Here is a 19,753-nt window from a genome sequence, read left to right as displayed (position 1 = left end):
GAGGCCGACCGGTTAGAACAGCGACTTCACGCCAATGAAGGACGCCATGTTTGACCGGCCGCCATCTCACCGACTGCCAGAGGAGGCTGTATATGAAGCTTCGTGACATCCACACGCCGGCGATCGCTGGCGCCAAGGCGGGGTTCAGCACGGCGACCGCGTATCTCCTCGAGAAGGAGCTGCGCCTGCGACCTGTTGGGAAGCCTCCTCGGGAACGGCGGCGGCCCGACCCCCTTGTCGACATCTGGGACAGCGAGATCGTCCCCATGCTGCGCGCCGCGCCAGGCCTGAGGTCAGTCGCCATCATCGAGGAGATGAACCGTCGTTATCCGGGACGCTATCTCGGCACGCGCCGGACGATGGAACGCCGGATCCGTGGGTGGCGCGGCCTTCATGGACCCGAGCAGGAGGTGATCTTTCGCCAGACCCATGAGCCGGGGAGGATGGGATTGTCGGATTTCACCGACATGGCCGATCTGGCGATCACCATCGCCCGGGAGCCGCTGGATCACCGCCTCTATCACTTCCGCCTGGTCTATTCGGGCTTCGAGCACGCGCATGTCGTTCTTGGCGGCGAGAGCTACGTCGCCTTGGCAGAAGGACTTCAGAACGCTCTCTGGGCATTGGGCGGCGCTCCGAGTGAACATCGCAGCGACAGCTTGTCGGCGGCCTTTCGCAACCTCGATGACGGCGCCCGGGCGGACCTGACCACGCGCTATGACGCTCTCTGCGCGCATTACGGCATGGAGCCGACCCGCAACAACACCGGTGTCGCTCATGAGAACGGATCGATCGAAAGTTCCCACGGACACCTCAAGAAGGCTGTCGAGGACGGTGTGCTCATGCGCGGTTCACGCGACTTCGTCGACCTGACGGCCTATCGCGGCTTCATCGATGAGGTGAGCGGTCGCCACAACGCCAAGTACGGCGCTCGCATCGACATCGAGCGAGCAACCTTGCGGGAGTTGCCAGGGCGTCGGACGATCGACTTCGAGGAAGCGATCGTCACGGTCACCTCCTCCAGCGGCTTCGTCCTGCGCAAGGTGTTCTACAGCACGCCGTCACGGCTGATCGGTCATCGGCTACGGGCGCGGCTCTATGACGATCGTCTGGACGTCTATCTTGGTGCGTCCCTGCAGATGACCATGCCGCGGGGCCGCGCCCATGCCAGTGGGGCCCACGATCACGTCGTGGATTATCGTCATCTGATCCATTCGCTGAGGCGCAAACCGATGGCGCTCATGGGGCTGGTCTATCGCGACAAGCTCTTTCCTCGCCAAGCCTATCGCCGAACTTTTGACGTTCTGCTGGCCACCGTCTCGGCACGTGTGGCCTGCCGCACCGTGGTCGATCTTCTGGCTCTGGCCCATGACCGAGCCTGCGAAGGTGAACTCGCCGAGCGTCTCACGCGAGACCTCGATGCCGATATCCTGCCCGATATGAGCGTCCTGAGAGGGGTCTTCACGCCCGATGCCGCGGCGCTGCCCGCGATCGTCGTCACCTACATGCCCCTCAGCGCCTACGACGAACTTGCCACCATTGTCGTGGGAGAAGCCGCATGAGCGCAGACGCCATCGACACTGGTCGCCTCACGCTGGCGCTCAATGATTTGCGGCTGCCGACCATCAAGGTCATCTGGCCCGACTTCGCCGCGCGCGCCGACAAGGAGGGCTGGCCAGCGGCACGCTTCCTCGCGTCGCTCGCCGAGCATGAGATGGCGGAACGCGCGAACCGGCGCATTCGACGTAACGTCGAGGAAGCCCGCCTGCCGGTGGGAAAGACCCTGGACAATTTTGAGTTCGACGCGGTGCCGATGGTCAGCAAGGCTCAGATCATGGCCCTGGCGGCGGGCGATAGCTGGCTCGACCAAGGCGCCAATTTGATGTTCTTCGGCCCACCTGGCGGAGGCAAATCCCATCTTGGTGCGGCACTGGGGCTCGCACTCGTCGAGAACGGATGGCGCGTCCTGCATACCCGCACGACCGATCTTGTCCAAAAGCTCCAGACTGCCCGCCGAGCACTGCAACTCGAGGCGGCCATCGCCAAACTTGACAAGTATCATCTGCTCATCCTCGATGACCTTGCTTACGTCACCAAGGATCAGGCCGAGACCAGCGTCCTGTTCGAACTCATCAGCGCGCGATACGAGCGGCGATCCATGCTGATCACCGCCAATCAACCCTTCGGCGAATGGGGACGAATTTTCCCCGACCAAGCTATGACCTTGGCCGCCGTCGACAGATTGGTCCACCACGCCACCATCTTCGAGATGAACGTTGAAAGCTTCAGAAGAAGAGCGGCGATCGACCGAAAAGCCGGACCCGGACGGCCACCCACTCGCGCGTCAATCAAAACTCCATCTGATTGACGCGGGGCAAAATCAAAAAGCTCTTGCCCTCTTGTCGTGCAGCGTCAATCATCGTTTGCCGCGACTGCACTTTCCAGTCCTGATTGACGCTCTTTCCGGTCCAGATCGCCGCGCTACACTTCAGGTAGTCGGCTCGCTTGCCGCGGAAGATGAAGACATGGCCCGAGAAGGGATCGACGCCCAGGATCGGTGCCACCTGGGCCGCGAGACCATCGAACCCATAGCGCATGCTGACAGGACGACACGCCAGGTAGACCCGCGTGCCCGCGGCAACCTGGATCACGATAGGCTCCGCAGCACGGCCAGCACGCGGCGGAGCGCCCCATCATCGACGGTCGCATCCACCCGCAGTGTCGTGCCGCCCGCCATGTCGATCTCGATGATGCTCGGTCGCTCATCCCTGTCGCGCCGCGGAACGGCCCCCCGGGGCCGCCGCGAAACCTTGGCAATGTCCATGCCGAGCGTCGATGTGCCGCGGGCCTCGGTAGATGGCTGAACCTTGGGCTTTGGAGGTCCGACAATCCCGAGCGGGATGAAGGTGACCGGCACCTCCACGGGGGCCGCCTCTACGGTGTCCGGCCGCCTGCGCCGCGATGGGACAGAGGATGTCACCATCGTTTGTGCCTTCGCCATCCGGCGCCATCGATAGATGAGGCTGACGTGGATACCGTAGCGATGCGCTAAGTCTGGAGCCCGGACCCCTGGGCCAGATGATTCCGCCACGACCCGTGCGCGAAAGGCCGCGCTATAAGCTGGCCGTCGTTCAGAGACGATCTCGATCCGAGACTCAGAAGTTGCCACAGTGGCTGCCACAGTCGCAGCTTCAGTGGTTGAGATTCTCTCGCTGTCCATACAACAGAAGAGAGCGAAAACCCTTCATTCGGACAAGGCGGCCATCACCGGTCGCTTACCACGGAGCTGACGTCGAACGCCATCCTCGAATGGGCCGACAAGCAGAAGGTCGGCTGGCATTACATCGCCCCCGGCAAGCCTCAGCAGAACGGTTTCAGCGAAAGCTTCAACGGGCGCCTGCGGGACGAGTGCCTGAACGAGACCCTGTTCAGCTCGCTCCGCGACGCCCGGACCAAGCTCGAAGCATGGCGACATGACTTCAACGAGGTGCGGCCTCACTCGAGCCTCGGCTACCTGACGCCTGAGGAATACGCCCGGAGGCTCTGCGGCGAGACCGCCCAGCGCCCTGCGCTACCTGAGGGCTCCGCGCGCCGGGCTCTTGCCACCCATCAACAAGACGGATCAGATCACGCCCGGACTCTCGTTACGGCTGGATGAGAAACGGGGATCACGTCACCGACCGCACTCGTCGCTTGCCTATCGACCGCCAGCACCGGAGACGATCACCTCACCGACACCGCCGCGTCCCCGCATACTCCACCAACGGGTTCAGCATCTCATGCTGCCGTTCAATAAAATTGTGCATGGACCACTCGATGGGGACTGGTCACTTTGGATGGCTCCAGAGTGTGTTTCGGCATGGCGAAAGGGGGCTCTTCTCCCATGCCGAAGCAAACTAGCGTGCTACAACACGGACCGACGGTCCAGCGGTTTTAGCTTCCCCAGAAAGTCGTGTAGGACGCTGGCATGCTTGCGGCCGTCAATTACATCATTGGATTTGTGATCAACTTACCCATTTAATCAGCCGCCTAAACCACCTTTTCGGTTTAGTTTTGACCTTCGAGTTCGGTGAACTATTACGATCAAGGGTCACATCCCTATCATTATCCCGACCGCTTAATTGAGCAAATCTTTGCCGGAACTTGTGATCTGGTCGTTGACTGACCGACTGGATTTTTTCATTCAGCTGCTCGACCTTGGTTGAATGGTTAAGCTGATGAGCTAGAGTTTTGCTAAGTGATAACAATCCCAAGTTGTCGGGCGCCAATGAAAGAGCTAATTCGGAAACTTCTGCCGCTTGAGCTCTGTAGCCGTGATCAACCAGAATTTTAAGCAGAAACACGTATGATGCAGCCGCCATCTTTTTGTCTGCTTGCACTGCGAATCTTGCCCAATCTATCGCATTCTCAATACCGCCAATATCGAGATAATTTCGCGAAAGGCGCAAGCAACTATTGCGTTGAGACTTTAATAACGACACTTGCCGTTCGTCTAAATCTTTTGAGTATACGGTGATAGTGGCGATTCCAATGATTTTTTCGACTTCATTGAGGTGGAAAGCTATAACATCCGACAATAGTAGTTGACTAAGTGGCTGACCATCCGGAGTAAAATTCAGCACGTAGACTAATCTAACATTCTTCCTCGCCCTCAATATGCTTACGTCACTAGACATTTGGCTTATCAGCGTTTCGTTCGAAATAAACTTTCTTATGTTTTCATCTATACACTGAATAAAAAGGCGAGATTGATCGTGCTTGGCTATGAAATCCGCTTCAGAAACATCATCGCCTCCAACTATTTCCCATCCATATGATTCGAAAGAGTGTTTTGTGTTGCGGATTAGCCGTTTGCGCTCGGGCGACGATAGAAGGAGAACCATCTATGTATATCTCCAACGTAAATTTGATAGTCAAGTGGGGAATTTTTGATTTGAGCAGCGATATACGGAATTATAGAAAATGTGCTCCTAAAAGAGCTAAGGCGCTGATGTCGTTGCTTCTGAAGTTTACCTGGACGGCCTCGACAGACGAAAGACATTGGCGCGCTTTGTGGGGTCGAAAATTGCTTTGATGGTCGAGCCAGGTGCGACGTATGAGCTGCTGCCGGTTTGGTGGACACGCACCTTAGCCTGACGCTTTGTTCCGCTCGAATTCCATAGGGCTGAGATAGCCGATGGTCGAGTGGCGTCGGCGTAAATTATAGAACCGTTCGATGTAGTCGAATACGTCGGCTCGAGCCTGGTCCCTCGTGCGATATACCTTGCGGGCTGTTCGCTCAGTTTTCAGCGAGGAGAAGAAGCTCTCCATTGCCGCATTGTCCCAGACATTCCCTGACCGACTCATGCTGCAACTAACGTTATGATCTGCCAAGAGCTTCTGGAACTGTTCACTGCTGTATTGGCTTCCCTGGTCCGAATGATGCATCAACGCATCTGGTTTGCCGCGGCGCCAGATCGCCATCATTAACGCGTCGGCCACCAACTGAGCTGTCATCGTGACGCTCATCGACCAGCCCACGACACGACGCGAGAAAAGGTCAATGACGGCAGCCACGTAGAGCCAACCTTCTGCCGTCCAAAGATAGGTGAAGTCGGCGATCCACTTCTGGTTCGGTGCTGTAGCTACGAATTGGCGGTCCAGCACGTTGGCAGCCGCCTCGTTCCGCTCGCCCTTGTCGGATGGCAGGCCTCTGCGGCGCGGTCGGGCCCGTAAGGCTTGCTCGCGCATGAGCCGCTCAATGCGGTGCAAGCCACACACGTCACCCTCGGCCAGGACGTCATGCCAGACGCGCCGGGCGCCATAGGTCCGGTCGCTGCCGACGAAGCTGGCCTTGACGTGCGCGCCGAGAATTTCGTCGCTGCGTGCCCGAGCGCTGGGCGATCGGGTGAGCCAGGCGTGGAATCCACTGCGTGAGACACCGAGCGCCTCGCAAAGCCACCGCACCGGCCAAATCCCTCGATGCTTCGCCACGAAGCCGAATTTCATATCGACTCCCTCGCGAAGTAGGCCGCGGCTTTTTTTAGGATATCGCGCTCCGCCTTGAGCTTTGCGACCTCACGCCGCAGACGATCTATCTCCTGCTGATCCGGCTTGAGCTGGCCCTGGCCCGGAAATGCCTGCCCAGGATCCGAGGTAACCTCCTTGATCCATCGTCGCAGAATGCTTTCGCCCACATCCAGGTCCCGGCTGGCCTGCACCAATGAAATCCCACGTTCATTAACTAGCCGGACCGCCTCCAGCTTGAACTCCCGGCTGAACTGTCGTCGCGTCATTTGCATCCTCCAATCTCGCGAAACACCTTAATCTCGGTGTCCACCAAACCGGCAGCAGCTCACGTGTCGCCCACGTGCAGCGCGATAAACGCCGGTTTCCCCTGATCGACGCCAAGGTTTTCTCACGATCCAACCTTGGCAGCACTCGAAGGCGACAACCGCGATGTTGGATCGCCTGACGCATCATTGCCACATCCTCGAAACCGGCAACGACAGCTTCCGCTTCAGGAATAGCTCTGCTCAGAAAACCCAAAAACGAAAGAAGAAGGCTTCTCCCTTGACGGCGCCCTGACGCCGAAATCATAAATCACCCGGGTCAATTCTCGATGGAACGCCGGGGATGCGGACAAAAACTTGGACTACCAGGAGTTAGTTCATGCATTCGTACGAAGACAGGGTTCGAGCTGTCGAACTCTTCATCAAGCTCGACAAACGCGTCAGGGCGACCATTCGTCAGCTGGTTTACCCCTCCAAGAATGCCCTGAAGGGCTGGCACCGGGAATACGAGCAACGTCTCGATTTGCCGGTGGGCTATGCGGGCCGGGATCCCAAGTACTCGCAAGCGGAGAAGGAGGCGGCTGTTGAACACTACCTCACTCACGATCGCTGCATTGCTGCGACGATGAGGGCATTGGGCTATCCCGGTCGTGGGAGTTTGACCACATGGGTTCGCGAGGCGCTTCCTGAGGCCAGGAAACCCATCGTTGGGAGGTCTGGTCGTCCAAGCTATCCCGAGGCATTTAAGCAGGCCGGAGTCATCGGCCTTTGCAGTCGACAAGAAAGTGCGCGGGCTGTGGTGGGAAAGCTCGGTGTATGCAGGCCGACGTTGTACAACTGGAAAAACCAGCTACTCGGCCCAGAGGCTCCCGCATCCATGAACCGCAACAACAACTCACCGCCGGCACCAGAGCTGGCAGAGCTGCAACGACAACTCGAATTGCTGCAGCGTGACATCCGGCATCTGCAACTCGAGCGCGACCTCTTGAAGAAGGCCAATGAAATAGTAAAAAAAGGCCTGGGCGTCGATCTGCAGCTCCTGACCAACCGGGAGAAGACATTGCTGATTGACGCCCTCAAAGAGCTTTATACTCTTCCAGAGCTCCTTGCTCAGGTGGATCTGGCGCGCAGCTCGTACTTTTACCATCAAGGCCGTGTGAAGATGGCAGACAATTACCTTGTCCTGCGGCAAACCATCACCGACATCTTCGAACTGAACAACTGCTGCTACGGCTACAGCAGGCTACAAGCTTCGCTGACCAGGCAGTGCATCACGATCTCGGAGAAGGTGATGCAGCGGTTGATGAAACAAGAGGGTTTGGTCGTCTCCAAGCCAAAGCGGCGCCGGTACGGCTCCTATCTCGGGGAGATCAGTCCGGCGCCCGAAAACCTCATCAATCGCGACTTCCGGGCAGCGGCCTCGAACGAGAAGTGGCTGACCGACATCACCGAGTTCCAGATCCCGGCGGGTAAGGTCCACCTCTCGCCCATCATCGACTGCTTCGATGGCATGGTCATCAGCTGGTCCATTGGGGCTCATCCAGATGCTGAACTGGTCAACACGATGCTGGATGCAGCCATCGAGACGGTAGCTGACGGCAACGCCCGACCCATCGTTCACTCAGATCGTGGCGCCCACTATCGCTGGCCCGGTTGGCTATCGAGGATCGGTGACGCAAAGTTGATTCGCTCGATGTCTCGCAAGGCGTGCTCGCCTGATAACGCTGCATGCGAAGGTTTCTTCGGACGGCTGAAAACGGAACTGTTCTGCCCTCGGGACTGGAAGGCCACGACCATTGAGCAGTTCATTCAGGTAGTCGATTCCTACATCAGCTGGTACAACGCAAAGCGAATCAAGATCTCTCTTGGCTTTCTCAGCCCCATCGAATACCGAGAAAGTCTCGGACTCAAGGCTTAACCCAGTCCAAGTTTTTGTCCGCATCCCCCCGGGTCAGATCTCCGCGGAAATCAACAGCCGATTGACATTCAGCGAAAAGCCCATGCGCGCCACGACCACCTGCCTGATCACCGACGACCGAAACCACTACAGTATCGACGCCCGCGCCGCCGGTCGCGGCGGGCTGGTGCGAGCCCATGCCGACCACATCGTCGTGCTTTTAGCCGACGAAGTCGTCGCCTATCATCCGCGCAGCTCCAAGCGCGAGCAGCTAATATGTCAAAGACCATCAGAAAAGAGCCGACCACGACCTGCTATTTCAGCGCTCAGGCCACTACCTCTTCTGCCGCCGGACACCCAACTTGGGTCTATCTTCTCGGTTGTGGTCACTCTCCACCATCGCACTCCGAAGGCTATAGCCTACGATGCACTCGCATATCAGGAGTCGGCCGCTTCCAAAGGGATACCCCTTTTTCAGCGTACTGCTAAAATACTTTTTTGAGGTTCTACGCGTAATCGAAGAGGAAGATAGAGAGTGGCGTTCCCAGGAGCAAATATTGACAACCTTCTCACGAAGGTTAATGCATCTACCATGTTGATACAGTCGCTGATACAGCAACTGAAAGAAAAAGGCATTCTAACGGAGCATGACATTGAAGAAATGCGAGCTAGAGCTCTTGGATACGCTGGCGTGCTTAAAGATCATAGTGGGTCGGGAGCACAGATCGCCGGAGCTCGTATTGAACAGGATTTGATTGGATTGTTCGAAATTCTTTGCGTTCGCTCTAGATCGTCTTGAGTTGCACGAGTAACTAGTGATTGATCTTCCCCATGAAAATATCGCATGCACTGACCCGTGAGCGATCAATAGCCCAAGGTCGAGCTCGCAGAATCGAAATTAGGCGTGATGAGAGACCGTTTGAGAATGGTTGTGGCGGCCCGGTCCGGTGTGATTCAAGCTTGGAATGTGGACCCAACAGAATCGAGGCCGGATGGCCGACATCGCCCACAAGACCAAGCGGTATCCGACTGACCTGACTGACGGCGAGTGTGAGCGTATCCAGCCGCTGTTGCCCAAGCCGCCCAAGCGCGGCCGCAAAATCAGCGTTGACTTGCGCGAGATACTGAATGCGATCCGATATCTGGCGCGCCGTGGCGGTGGCTGGCGCATGCTGCCGATCAATTTCGCCCCGTGGCAAACCGTCTACTGGTGGTTCAGGCGGTTCGTTCGCCGCATGTTGTTCCAGACCATTCACGACGTGTCGCTCATGCTCGACCGCGAACTGAAGCCAGCCCCACGGGCGGCGTGCTCGACAGCCAGACGGTGAAAGCGCCCCACACTCAAGCGCGAGGCTATGACGCCAACAAAAAGATCGTCATTCGCAAGCGCCACATCGCCGTCGATACCGACGGACGATTGCTGATGGTCAATGTGACCACGGCGGACATCTCCGACAGCGCCGGAGCACAGGCCATCCTCGACGCTGTCCGCAAGCGTTGGCCTTGGCTCAAGCATCTGTTTGCCGATGGCGCCTATGACCGCACCAAGCTGCTCGACAAAGCTATGTTTCGGGACTTCGTGCTGGAGATCGTACGCCGAACCGACAAAGACCCGGACTTCAAAGTGTCGCCGCGGCGCTGGGTCGTAGAACGCACTTTCGGCTGGATGACACGCTGGCGCAGGCTCGTCCGCGATTACGAGACCCGCCTCGATGTATCCGAAGCCATTTTCCACGTCGCCATGGGCAGCCTGCTCTTGCGGCGGATCTCCCATAGCTAACCTTTCTCAAACGGACTCTTAGCAGACTGTTGAACGCCTGTTTTCCGCGGTTTGCTGTGATCCGCTGCGTAGCAAAGTAAAGCATGATGTGGGGTGGTGACGAGCAGCCAAAACCTTACAATGCAAGTAACCCTCACGGCGGATGAAGGCATAGCAGTGGCAATATTTGTATCCGGCCGACGTGTTCGAACCACGTTCGCGGAACTTACTTCGACTTCAAGCACTATTGCCGCATACTCTAATACAGGATGATAACGCCGCGCTAACCCAGAATGGGCCCGATTCAAAGGCTCAGCCTTGACATTTGATAGTGCCACACAATTCGGGGGCATTGGCAAAATTCGGAGTGGTAAGAATGACGGTCGAGCGGCTTCTTCATGCTTCTATCCTAGCCTGAGCTACTGCACGCTGCTTGAGAGATGCAATGTGAAGGGGGTCCAATGAACTAAATGCAGGATCGACGGATTTGCTACAAATTTGGTGTATCGATCACTTGAACTCGTTCTTGGCCATTCCAAATCCTTATAATGTGTGATTATTTAGCTGTGACGCCTCTGGAATCTATCCGAAATTCGTCAGCATTTACAACGGAACCTGGAGAAGTCTATGATGAGATATTTACAGTGAGAGACGATAGACGTGGATGCAGATTCAGTTCGCCAAGGCTCGGTGCCGTTGCCGCCAATCGATGAGAGAAAAGCAGCCGGCGTTGCAAAAATCTTACAGGAATCAAGCAAAGCAATTGCTGAGGAAAATGTTGATAAAGCGCTGACGCTATTGCGTAGCTACTTAGAGGTTCAGGACCACCCGGATGTTTGGCTTAAACTTGCAAGGGTTTATCGTCTGATCGGGGACGAAATAGTTGCTCGTTCAATGATGAGGAACGTTATCCTGAGGCTCAATAGACCTCACATTATGGATATAATAACGGCAAAGATACCATATACTAAATTGTTATTATTAGAAAATCTCAAATTGATCTATATCAACATACCTAAGTGTGGTTCGTCATCATTAAAAGATGCGATCCTTGTCGCTTCAAGTAAGCAGCGGCAACTTGAAGCATCCCATTTTCACGTTCAAGAATTTGAAAAGGTCGTGGCGTTTCAGGAATTAGATTCTACATACAAAGATTATGCTAAGGTAGCGATTACTCGCCACCCTTTGGATCGACTAAGGTCGTACTATCGGAAGAATATCCGAGAAGCTCAGAGTCTTGTGCGGGATGCGCAGGGAAAAAGCGTTTACTATGGGCTCAGTTCGAATCCGAGCTTCAGTGAAGTTTTAAGGAACTTCCATGAATATCGAAAAGTTTTTGATGATTTCAGACATCATACAGATCCAATGACGGGCTATCTTGGTCTTGTAAGGTCTCGGTACTCAAACTTGTTTGATGTCTCAGATACGAATGGAGCAATCGGGCTGCTGAGAACCTTAACAGGGGAAGACATTCCAGACATACACAATATGAGATCGGAATCGTCAACTCTGTCGATATCAAAAGAAGATGCTGATCTTGAAAATCAATTGTTGAATACGTTCTACAGGAAAGAACTGGAAGTCTATTTCTCTACGGATTCTAAGAATTAAGCTATTGTAAGCGCTGCTTCGGGAGTTGGGTTGGCTGCGTGTTCGATGTTTGGCGATAATGTAAGCCATTTCTGCGACGGAATCAACGCTGGAGATGTCTCGTGAAATTCCAGTAACGAACTCGGCCCCAGACCGTGCCGGCGGTGTGACGCGGCGTGCACAGACGGCACGCCGCGCAAGAGACTCCTCAAAGACCCAAAGGATACGGCCGACTTAGAGGGAGTTATGAACCTGCGGCGATAGCGGCTGCTTGTCTGAGTATGAGACAAGCAAAGGCCACGATGTGCAGGCTGGCAAGCGTTGTGGCGTATTGAGCTGCTGCCGGTTTGGTGGACACCGAGATTAAGGTGTTTCGCGAGATTGGAGGATGCAAATGACGCGACGACAGTTCAGCCGGGAGTTCAAGCTGGAGGCGGTCCGGCTAGTTAATGAACGTGGGATTTCATTGGTGCAGGCCAGCCGGGACCTGGATGTGGGCGAAAGCATTCTGCGACGATGGATCAAGGAGGTTACCTCGGATCCTGGGCAGGCATTTCCGGGCCAGGGCCAGCTCAAGCCGGATCAGCAGGAGATAGATCGTCTGCGGCGTGAGGTCGCAAAGCTCAAGGCGGAGCGCGATATCCTAAAAAAAGCCGCGGCCTACTTCGCGAGGGAGTCGATATGAAATTCGGCTTCGTGGCGAAGCATCGAGGGATTTGGCCGGTGCGGTGGCTTTGCGAGGCGCTCGGTGTCTCACGCAGTGGATTCCACGCCTGGCTCACCCGATCGCCCAGCGCTCGGGCACGCAGCGACGAAATTCTCGGCGCGCACGTCAAGGCCAGCTTCGTCGGCAGCGACCGGACCTATGGCGCCCGGCGCGTCTGGCATGACGTCCTGGCCGAGGGTGACGTGTGTGGCTTGCACCGCATTGAGCGGCTCATGCGCGAGCAAGCCTTACGGGCCCGACCGCGCCGCAGAGGCCTGCCATCCGACAAGGGCGAGCGGAACGAGGCGGCTGCCAACGTGCTGGACCGCCAATTCGTAGCTACAGCACCGAACCAGAAGTGGATCGCCGACTTCACCTATCTTTGGACGGCAGAAGGTTGGCTCTACGTGGCTGCCGTCATTGACCTTTTCTCGCGTCGTGTCGTGGGCTGGTCGATGAGCGTCACAATGACAGCTCAGTTTGTGGCCGACGCGTTAATGATGGCGATCTGGCGCCGCGGCAAACCAGATGCGTTGCTGCATCATTCGGACCAGGGAAGCCAGTACAGCAGTGAACAGTTCCAGAAGCTCTTGGCAGATCATAACGTTAGTTGCAGCATGAGTCGGTCAGGGAATGTCTGGGACAATGCGGCAATGGAGAGCTTCTTCTCCTCGCTGAAAACTGAGCGAACAGCCCGCAAGGTATATCGCACGAGGGACCAGGCTCGAGCCGACGTATTCGACTACATCGAACGGTTCTATAATTTACGCCGACGCCACTCGACCATCGGCTATCTCAGCCCTATGGAATTCGAGCGGATCAAAGCGTCAGCTTAAGCTGCGTGTCCACGAAACCGGCAGCAGCTCATGCGTCATAAATCCAATTTGAATCTAGGATCATCACCGGGCCTAGTCTTTTTGCCAAGCCATCTGTCGGCTAGAGAACCAATATCCAGGGCTATACCGCCGTGTTGTTTGATGTTTGATGCATAGAGTTTACCCAAAATTCCTCCAGCAATGAGCACAACTTCTCCGCGCCATGGCTTATCCAAGGCGTTTTGAACTTGCCTGTAAATCTCAGGATAGTGCGTGCTGAAGTCAACTTGCCCTCCTAAAGCTTCGCGTGAACCTTGCTCGCCCGGGATTTGGAGAAACGTAACGTCTTTAATACCGAAATAACCTCGCATTAAATTTGGCAAATCCGGCAAACAGCTAATAATCGTTACACGCTTAATGGCTCGCAATATAACCTCGAAATAGCCGTGAAGGTGCAAATCCTTAGCAATGGTCGCCTTTGTAAAATTCAGATCTTCTGGAAGTTGCGTAGGATTAGAAAATAATCGCATAATATTTACAAGCGATGGTATACCACTTTGACTAGATATAGAGTATCCGTTTCCTAGCCAGGCTAGGTCTGGAATGGCCACAATATCTGACGTTTGGATCGACTTGTGTAGGTTCTGGGTCTCCTCAAAAAAACCGTTCTTCCTCCAGTCAAATTGTGATCCAAACCACATTGCCATTCGATTTTGACGATTTGCATCATATAGATTTTGATAGCTACGCTCATCATCCTTGTCGATTCGAAGGAATGCCCCTTCCCCGTCCCCTAATCGAATAAGTGAAAAAGCAGATTTGCTCTCAATTGCATCCAAGATTTTGCGTGAGACCTGATCATGGTCAAGCCATCGCTCACTAGATCTAATGACACTAAACTTCCGTTCTGAATACTGCTTGGGAAAGCTTTCCAAGTAGTTTCCAAACTCCGACATCGAGTGAAGTAGTTGATATTGTGATGAGCTTATCGTTGTTACCGATGCGATTAATGATCGAGCCCTATCAAAGGAACCCGCCGAAAAAAGCATATGAATTTCATTTAACTTAGTAGAAAAACGAGAATTTGGAAGAGCGGCCGCAGCAGAGAAAAGTTCTGCAGCTTCATCGTGAAGACCCGCAAGCCGCTTTTGAAAAGCGAGCTCGACATAGATGGCTTCATCTGGTTTGGATCCAGTCGCCCGGTATTGTTCAAGTAACTGACGGCCGCAATCAGCTAGGCCGCGTTGACGTGCCTTGATGGCGAGCTGAGCTAATTTGATCGGCGGTACCGATGCTTCGACACAGGCCAATCCGATGCTCAGAAACTCTTGCGCATCTAAGTTGTCTAGAGCAATATTTGCCTCTTCTATGAGCCGTGTGATGTCATTAGAACTTTGCATAGGCAACATCCGAACAAGCGATTGATAGAGCTCTCTGTATAGTCGTAGCCGCATATTTCTGCTAGAACCAATTAGCTCTAATACGTTCTAAAGAGGGCCTGCTGCAGTGGGGGACCGTCTGAGATTGCGGGGGTTGAGGACAGGCGCTGACTATGTGGTGCCGGGAGGGAAGCGGAGGACGATCCCAATGACGTAAGGCTCGATAGACCGACCTAGTCGCACTCTCAACCAGTCACTAACGTTGGTACAGGATTGTGCAACATTCGTGGTGTTCTTTGTTTGACGACTTGCATGCAGCTTGTAATGTTTATAGTCCCGACGGCACCGCTTACAATAAAAACTGGGTTTCAATGTTAGAAATTCTAATTTTTACACGTTTATCTTGGACAAAGTATGACCAACTTTCGCGATAACTCATTTATTGGTTTTATTTCGGTTGCTTTAATAATTTTTGGCCAAGTTTCGGTAGCTGTGCCGGAAAGTTTTGGCACAGCGCCGAACTTTGGACCCTACACCACAGCGACGCAATTAGGAGAAATGAAAATCCGTAAACTTGACGAGCGGGGTGAGCTTTTTACGACTCCTGGGTCCACAATATCCATCCGACGATTGTCACATCTTACACCCAATCACCAAATCCCATTCAATGATTATGGCCCAAGTTTTGGGTCTTCACAACCGGACGTGTCGTTGAAGCTACCTATCGGATTATATGAAGTCGGAGTGCAAGTTCCATCTGGTTTCAGTGTTGACGTTTACGGCTGCGCCAGTTGCAAAGGAAGAATACGAGAAATACTTCCTGGACCTGAAAGGCTTAGCCAACAACAAATTACGGTAGAAATATCACCAAACGTAATAAAGCGTCTAACATTTAAGTTTAGCCGAATTGACTCATTTTCTGCTAAAAATTCCGACACAAGCGAGAAACTTAACTGCAACATCGCTGGTGTACCGAACCAGGCATCTCCAACAGATGCACTGACCTTTAAAGGATCAGACGCTTGGGTCAATGTTGGCCTCGATCGCACAATAGGAGGTGTAATCGTAGCTCTCAATTTAATAAATCCCTCAGCAAGTGATCTCCCTATGAATGTGATTGACTCACGAAGCGCGGGTGGCGCTGCTTGGCAGGTTAGCATGGGAGGAGTCGATGCTAGATCGGGTGAAACTAGGCATTTCAACCAAGCAGCGGGCAACAGTGCTCGAGTATGGGGTTACGAAGCGCCGCTTAGTGTAGTACCTAATTTCGGCTTCCAACAATTGTCTTGGTTACCGTTATATTCAAATGACTACCGCCCATCAGGATCTGATCCGAGTGCTGAAATAAATACGAGCCCATGTTATGGTTCAGGAATACTTTTTGGAGAAGGGCGGCTAAATTTTCTTGCCGAAAAATTATTGGTGGACAACGGGTCTCATATAATTCGTTTACATTTTCAATATTCTGTTCGGCATCAAATTAGCACCGTATGGAAAAGATTTCAATTCGACTACGGCATGTACTTCAGCCCTGACAATCGAAAGTTAAAGGTGTATTTTTCCGGAAGAGATCGCTCGATCGGCCCACTTTATCCTTATTTCGATCTGTCGCAAACACCACATGACCAAGTCCGCAACATCGTTTGCAGGGACGGTGATTGCATGGTGGCAACTAAACCTATTTCATATGTTGTTCTGGTATGGACTGTGCGCGGCGAAGATATTGCAATTGCTATTCATTTACCAAATGTTGCAAAAAAGTTCGATGGATTCCTGAGATTTCGTCCGCATGTTACATGCGTTGATGGAACGAAATGCGGTGGAGTTCAATTGCATTCAGAGGTAATAGACAGCGAGCTTCATCCGGAGCAAAAATCGTCATTCCAAGCTGGTGAAGTAACGAACTATGAACTTGACTATGATATTGGTACACCGTCTCAGTTGGCGAGATTAGGTTTCGTGATCAACTAGGCGCAGGACCTCTTAAATTGTCTGAGGTGCGGCAATCAGTTGACTTATTGGTGGTGTCGGAGCTACCGCCAATGAGTGACCTTATCTGGTTGTCCCGGCGGCAGATGCGTAGGATCAAGCTGCAATTTCCGCAGTCGCACGGCATGCAGCGTGGTTCCCGTCGCATCGACACATGTCAGCGGATGACGGTTGCCGAAGGTGTCCCAAGCAGCGAGCGGGAGCTCCTTAAGGTCAGGCTCAGGATGTCGGATGCGGTCCGTCGCCAACCGCGGCAGATGCAGCACGAGGTAGCGTCGGGTTCTCACGCGCCGGAACGGAAAGGTTGCTTGTCCATGTGCCCGACGCCGATGCTGCAGACGAGTTGCTTCGCCGAGCAATCCCAGGAGACGTTCCACGCGCCGGGACGGCCGCCGGAGACGCGGAGCAGCGAAAGGCTCCAGGAAGGGGTGCCGGGCCGGATAGCCAAGGCGGATGACACCCGCCATCGGCTCCTGGCGGCAGACGGCGGAACGAGATCTGTGTCCGGCAGGATGAGCAGACCGATACCGCCGCCAGCTTCAGCGGCGAGTTGCAGACGTCGCGTTCCGATGAGATTCGGTGCTGGTCCATCCAACTGTTGATACCGGAGTGAAACTGGTTCTCCCGCACTTCCCGTGCTCCCAGGCTTTTACTATGAGGGCGAATCAAGGAGAGACATGGATTCATGTCCATGGTGCTCGTCCCTGTGTCCTCCGCCTTGCTGTCTTTCATTCCGCGTTCGCTTAAGGTGATCCGGGTGGTCTCGACACTTTATCGTATCCCTTCGGCAGCGGCTGCCTTCCGATATTTGAGGATATCACAGAGGCTATCGGCCTTCGGAGCGTGATGGTGGGAAGTGTCCACAAACGAGAAGATGGACACAAATTTGGGCGTGCGGCGGCAGAATAGGTCGTGGCCTGAAGCGCTCAAGCGGCAGGTCGTGGCGGCTTCCCTGGTGCCAGGGGCATCGGTGTCGATGGTCGCGCGACAGTTCGACGTGAACACCAACCAGGTCTTCACCTGGCGCAAGCGCTATGGCGAGGAGCCGTCTGCGGGGTCGCCGCAACTTGTGCCGCTCGTCGTGACGCCGGATGAGCCCGTAGTGGCGACTGTGGCGCCCGCAACCGACCTCATAGAGATCGAGCTTCCGCGCGGTTATCGGGTTCGGATCAGTGGCACCATCAAAGCCGCCGCCCTGCGCGTCGTGCTGGATGCGTTGGAGCGGCGATGATCGCATTCCCCGCAAGTGTGCGCGTATGGTTGGCGGTCGGACGGACGGATATGCGTCGCGGTATGAACGGCCTCGCCCTGCAGGTTCAACAAGCCATGGGTCGGGATCCGCACGCGGGCGATCTCTACGTGTTCAGAGGGGCCAGAAGCGATCTCATTAAGGTCCTTTGGCATGACGGTGTCGGGATGTCGCTCTATGCCAAGCGGTTGGAGAAAAGTCGCTTCACCTGGCCATCGCCCGCGGATGGCGTGGTGGCGATCTCAGCGGCACAATTGGGCTACATGCTCGACGGAATCGACTGGCGGAACCCTCGCCATACCTTCCGCCCGGCGAGCGCGGGATAGCCAAAAAGGCCCTACTCGGCATAAAACGGGTACTAATCGCCCGAGATTCATGATTCAATCGGGGTCATGGACGCCGACCTCTCCGACCTTCCGGACGATATCGACGCGCTGAAAGCGGCGCTGACGATCGAGCGCGCCAAGATGCGGGAACTGGCCGCGGAGCGTGACGTGAGGGCCGCAGAACTCGCTGTCGCCCGAGCCCGCGCCTCGGCCGACCTGGCCATGATCGCACATCAGAAGCTGCGGATTGCCAAGTTGGAGCGTCAACTCTACGGCCCCCGTTCGGAGAGATCGTCCCAGCTCATCGATCAACTGGCGCTACAGTTCGAGGAGTTGGAAGCGAGCGCGACCGAAGATGAATTGGCCGCCGAAATCGCCATTGCCAAGGTCACCACGGTGGCGGGCTTCAAGCGTAAGCGCCCCGAGCGAAATACCTTCCCCGAACACCTTCCTCGCGAGCGCGTGGTCGTTGACCCGCCAGCCGCGTGCGACTGCTGTGGCGGGAAGCGGCTGCGCAAGCTGGGCGAGGACGTGACCAAGAGCCTGGAATCGATTCCGCGTCAGTGGAAGGTATCGAGACGGTACGCGAAAAGTTCACCTGCCGGGACTGCGAGAAGATTAGCCAGGCACCGGCGCCCTTCCATGTAATCGCCAGGGGATGGGCGGGGGCAAACCTCCTAGCGATGATCCTGTTCGAGAAGTTCGGTCAGCATCAGCCTCTGAACCGGCAGGCCGAGCGCTACGCCCTGGAAGGCGTGTCGATCAGCCTGTCGACCATGGCGGACGCCGTAGGCTCGTGCTGCACAGTTCTGGTTCCTATCTTGAAGCTGATCGAGGCCCACGTCATGGCGGCAGAACGCCTCCATGGCGATGACACGACGGTGCCGGTGCTCGCCAAGGGAAAGACCGATACGGGTCGCTGCTGGGTTTATGTGCGTGACGACAAGCCGTTCGGCGGAACATCGCCGCCTGCGGCGATGTTCTATTATTCGCGCGACCGGAAAGGCGAACATCCGCAGAGTCATTTGGCCAACTATGCTGGACTCTTCCAGGCTGACGCCTTTGATGGATACCGCAAACTCTACCTACTCGACCGAAGTCCGGGTCTCATCTTGGAGGCAGGATGTTGGGTTCATGCCCGGCGTCCGTTCTTCGCGATGGCCGATCTTGAGGAGAACGCCCGACGACAGGCTGCGGGCAAGAAGGTGATTATGCTCTCTCCCATCGCGATCGAGGTCGTGCGCCGCATCGACGCGCTGTTCGATATCGAGAGACCCATCAACGGCAAAACCGCCGAAGAACGGCGGGTGGTTCGCGAGAAACTGAGCAGACCGCTCGTCGATGAGCTTCGTGTTTATTTGTGCGAGCAACGCGCCAAGCTCTCTTCGGCTCATGACCTCGCCAAAGCCATCGACTACATACTCAAACGTTGGGACGCCTTTACCCTGTTCCTGACAGACGGGCGTGTGTGCCTGTCGAACAATGCGGCCGAACGCGCGCTACGCGGCATAGCTCTCGGGCGGAAATCGTGGATGTTCTGCGGCTCCGATCGCGGTGGCCAGCGGGCTGCTGCCATGTACAGCCTCATCGTCACGGCAAAGATGAATAACATCGATCCTCAGGCCTGGCTCGCCGACGTCCTGGCCGGATCGCCGCCCACCCCGCGCATCGCCTTGACGAGCTGCTGCCATGGAACTGGAGGCCGATGGCATCCGCTCTCGCTGCCTGATCAGCACCAGATCAAACTGTCGAGCGATCCACAATAGCCCTG

General features: G+C 55.3%; 14 protein-coding genes and 5 pseudogenes. 14 read left to right on the top strand and 5 right to left on the bottom strand.

The features are described from left to right. Positions 1-50: 50 nt before the first annotated feature. Positions 51-1,562 carry an IS21 family transposase gene (gene istA, locus QP803_RS23625; protein WP_434082870.1) on the top strand — a complete coding sequence of 504 codons (1,512 nt, stop codon included), beginning with the start codon at positions 51-53 and terminating at the stop codon, positions 1,560-1,562. Next, positions 1,559-2,368 (top strand): IS21-like element helper ATPase IstB, encoded by an 810-nt coding sequence (gene istB / locus QP803_RS23620; protein ID WP_284945084.1) that lies wholly within the window; start codon positions 1,559-1,561, stop codon positions 2,366-2,368. Before istA ends, istB begins: the two co-directional genes overlap by 4 nt. Here the strand turns inward: istB and tnpB (QP803_RS23615) are convergent. Beyond that, a complete protein-coding gene (gene tnpB, locus QP803_RS23615; RefSeq protein ID WP_284948322.1) occupies positions 2,349-2,651 on the bottom strand; it encodes an IS66 family insertion sequence element accessory protein TnpB in 303 nt (100 codons plus the stop codon). The genes istB and tnpB (QP803_RS23615) overlap by 20 nt on opposite strands. Beyond that, positions 2,648-3,220, bottom strand: coding sequence for a transposase (locus QP803_RS23610; RefSeq protein WP_284944420.1), 573 nt, complete (start codon positions 3,218-3,220; stop codon positions 2,648-2,650). Before QP803_RS23610 ends, tnpB (QP803_RS23615) begins: the two co-directional genes overlap by 4 nt. Before the next feature lie 60 nt (positions 3,221-3,280). On the opposite strand from QP803_RS23610, the pseudogene QP803_RS23605 reads away from it, so the two are divergent. Beyond that, positions 3,281-3,658 (top strand): annotated as a pseudogene (locus tag QP803_RS23605) (integrase core domain-containing protein); the annotation flags it as partial. 346 nt (positions 3,659-4,004) lie between these two features. On the opposite strand, the gene QP803_RS23600 reads toward QP803_RS23605, so the two are convergent. Together QP803_RS23600 and QP803_RS23595 are read right to left on the bottom strand one after the other, a co-directional pair. After that, positions 4,005-4,883, bottom strand: coding sequence for a hypothetical protein (locus QP803_RS23600; protein WP_284948321.1), 879 nt, complete (start codon positions 4,881-4,883; stop codon positions 4,005-4,007). A 244-nt stretch (positions 4,884-5,127) separates the two neighbouring features. Continuing rightward, a protein-coding gene (locus QP803_RS23595; RefSeq protein WP_284944463.1) for an IS3 family transposase occupies positions 5,128-6,275 on the bottom strand; the annotation gives its coding sequence in 2 pieces (ribosomal slippage) (positions 5,128-6,017 and positions 6,017-6,275; 1,149 coding nt in all). Between the two features lie 148 nt (positions 6,276-6,423). Between QP803_RS23595 and QP803_RS23590 the strand changes: the two are divergent. From QP803_RS23590 to QP803_RS23560, 7 genes and pseudogenes are all read left to right on the top strand, one after another. Next, a pseudogene (locus tag QP803_RS23590) lies at positions 6,424-6,567 on the top strand (ATP-binding protein); the annotation flags it as partial. Between the two features lie 84 nt (positions 6,568-6,651). After that, positions 6,652-8,190: an IS3 family transposase gene (locus QP803_RS23585; RefSeq protein ID WP_284948320.1), complete on the top strand. Its 1,539-nt coding sequence runs from the start codon at positions 6,652-6,654 to the stop codon at positions 8,188-8,190. 67 nt (positions 8,191-8,257) lie between these two features. Beyond that, positions 8,258-8,464: pseudogene (locus tag QP803_RS23580) on the top strand (Mu transposase domain-containing protein); the annotation flags it as partial. 670 nt (positions 8,465-9,134) lie between these two features. After that, positions 9,135-9,365 (top strand): annotated as a pseudogene (locus tag QP803_RS23575) (transposase); the annotation flags it as partial. Continuing rightward, a complete protein-coding gene (locus QP803_RS23570; protein ID WP_284948319.1) occupies positions 9,362-9,949 on the top strand; it encodes an IS5 family transposase in 588 nt (195 codons plus the stop codon). The pseudogene QP803_RS23575 and the gene QP803_RS23570, both read left to right, overlap by 4 nt. 639 nt (positions 9,950-10,588) lie before the next feature. Beyond that, positions 10,589-11,539 (top strand): sulfotransferase family 2 domain-containing protein, encoded by a 951-nt coding sequence (locus tag QP803_RS23565; protein WP_284948318.1) that lies wholly within the window; start codon positions 10,589-10,591, stop codon positions 11,537-11,539. 373 nt (positions 11,540-11,912) lie between these two features. After that, positions 11,913-13,060, top strand: a protein-coding gene (locus tag QP803_RS23560; protein ID WP_284948317.1) for an IS3 family transposase whose coding sequence is annotated in 2 segments (ribosomal slippage) — positions 11,913-12,174 and positions 12,174-13,060 — 1,149 coding nt in all. Because the reading frame shifts where the segments join, the coding sequence is not laid out codon by codon here. A 35-nt stretch (positions 13,061-13,095) separates the two neighbouring features. On the opposite strand, the gene QP803_RS23555 is transcribed toward QP803_RS23560, so the two are convergent. Continuing rightward, complete coding sequence (locus QP803_RS23555) at positions 13,096-14,439, bottom strand: GT-D fold domain-containing protein (RefSeq protein WP_284948316.1); 1,344 nt, start codon at positions 14,437-14,439, stop codon at positions 13,096-13,098. Between the two features lie 393 nt (positions 14,440-14,832). Between QP803_RS23555 and QP803_RS23550 the strand changes: the two genes are divergently transcribed. From QP803_RS23550 to tnpC, 4 genes and pseudogenes are all read left to right on the top strand, one after another. Continuing rightward, positions 14,833-16,389, top strand: coding sequence for a hypothetical protein (locus QP803_RS23550; protein WP_284948315.1), 1,557 nt, complete (start codon positions 14,833-14,835; stop codon positions 16,387-16,389). 892 nt (positions 16,390-17,281) lie between these two features. Continuing rightward, positions 17,282-17,638 (top strand): IS66-like element accessory protein TnpA, encoded by a 357-nt coding sequence (gene tnpA, locus QP803_RS23545; RefSeq protein ID WP_284948314.1) that lies wholly within the window; start codon positions 17,282-17,284, stop codon positions 17,636-17,638. Continuing rightward, positions 17,635-17,982 carry an IS66 family insertion sequence element accessory protein TnpB gene (gene tnpB / locus QP803_RS23540; RefSeq protein WP_284948313.1) on the top strand — a complete coding sequence of 116 codons (348 nt, stop codon included), beginning with the start codon at positions 17,635-17,637 and terminating at the stop codon, positions 17,980-17,982. The genes tnpA and tnpB (QP803_RS23540) overlap by 4 nt, the downstream gene beginning before the upstream one ends. Positions 17,983-18,048: 66 nt before the next feature. Beyond that, positions 18,049-19,711 (top strand): annotated as a pseudogene (tnpC, locus tag QP803_RS23535) (IS66 family transposase). The last annotated feature ends 42 nt before the right edge of the window (positions 19,712-19,753 follow it).

Source organism: Acidisoma sp. PAMC 29798 (assembly GCF_030252425.1).
Taxonomy (GTDB): Bacteria; Pseudomonadota; Alphaproteobacteria; order Acetobacterales; family Acetobacteraceae; genus Acidisoma; species Acidisoma cladoniae.
This window is presented reverse-complemented; position numbering and strand designations above follow the sequence as displayed.

What these genes read in the sequence shown, in the direction of transcription:
- QP803_RS23600 (WP_284948321.1), bottom strand. Translation starts at nt 4,883, where the DNA reads ATGGTTCTCCTTCTATCGTCGCCCGAGCGCAAACGGCTAATCCGCAAC.
- QP803_RS23610 (WP_284944420.1), bottom strand. Translation starts at nt 3,220, where the DNA reads ATGGACAGCGAGAGAATCTCAACCACTGAAGCTGCGACTGTGGCAGCC.
- tnpB (WP_284948313.1), top strand. Translation starts at nt 17,635, where the DNA reads ATGATCGCATTCCCCGCAAGTGTGCGCGTATGGTTGGCGGTCGGACGG.
- QP803_RS23585 (WP_284948320.1), top strand. Translation starts at nt 6,652, where the DNA reads ATGCATTCGTACGAAGACAGGGTTCGAGCTGTCGAACTCTTCATCAAG.
- istB (WP_284945084.1), top strand. Translation starts at nt 1,559, where the DNA reads ATGAGCGCAGACGCCATCGACACTGGTCGCCTCACGCTGGCGCTCAAT.
- QP803_RS23550 (WP_284948315.1), top strand. Translation starts at nt 14,833, where the DNA reads ATGACCAACTTTCGCGATAACTCATTTATTGGTTTTATTTCGGTTGCT.
- tnpA (WP_284948314.1), top strand. Translation starts at nt 17,282, where the DNA reads ATGGACACAAATTTGGGCGTGCGGCGGCAGAATAGGTCGTGGCCTGAA.
- QP803_RS23555 (WP_284948316.1), bottom strand. Translation starts at nt 14,439, where the DNA reads ATGCAAAGTTCTAATGACATCACACGGCTCATAGAAGAGGCAAATATT.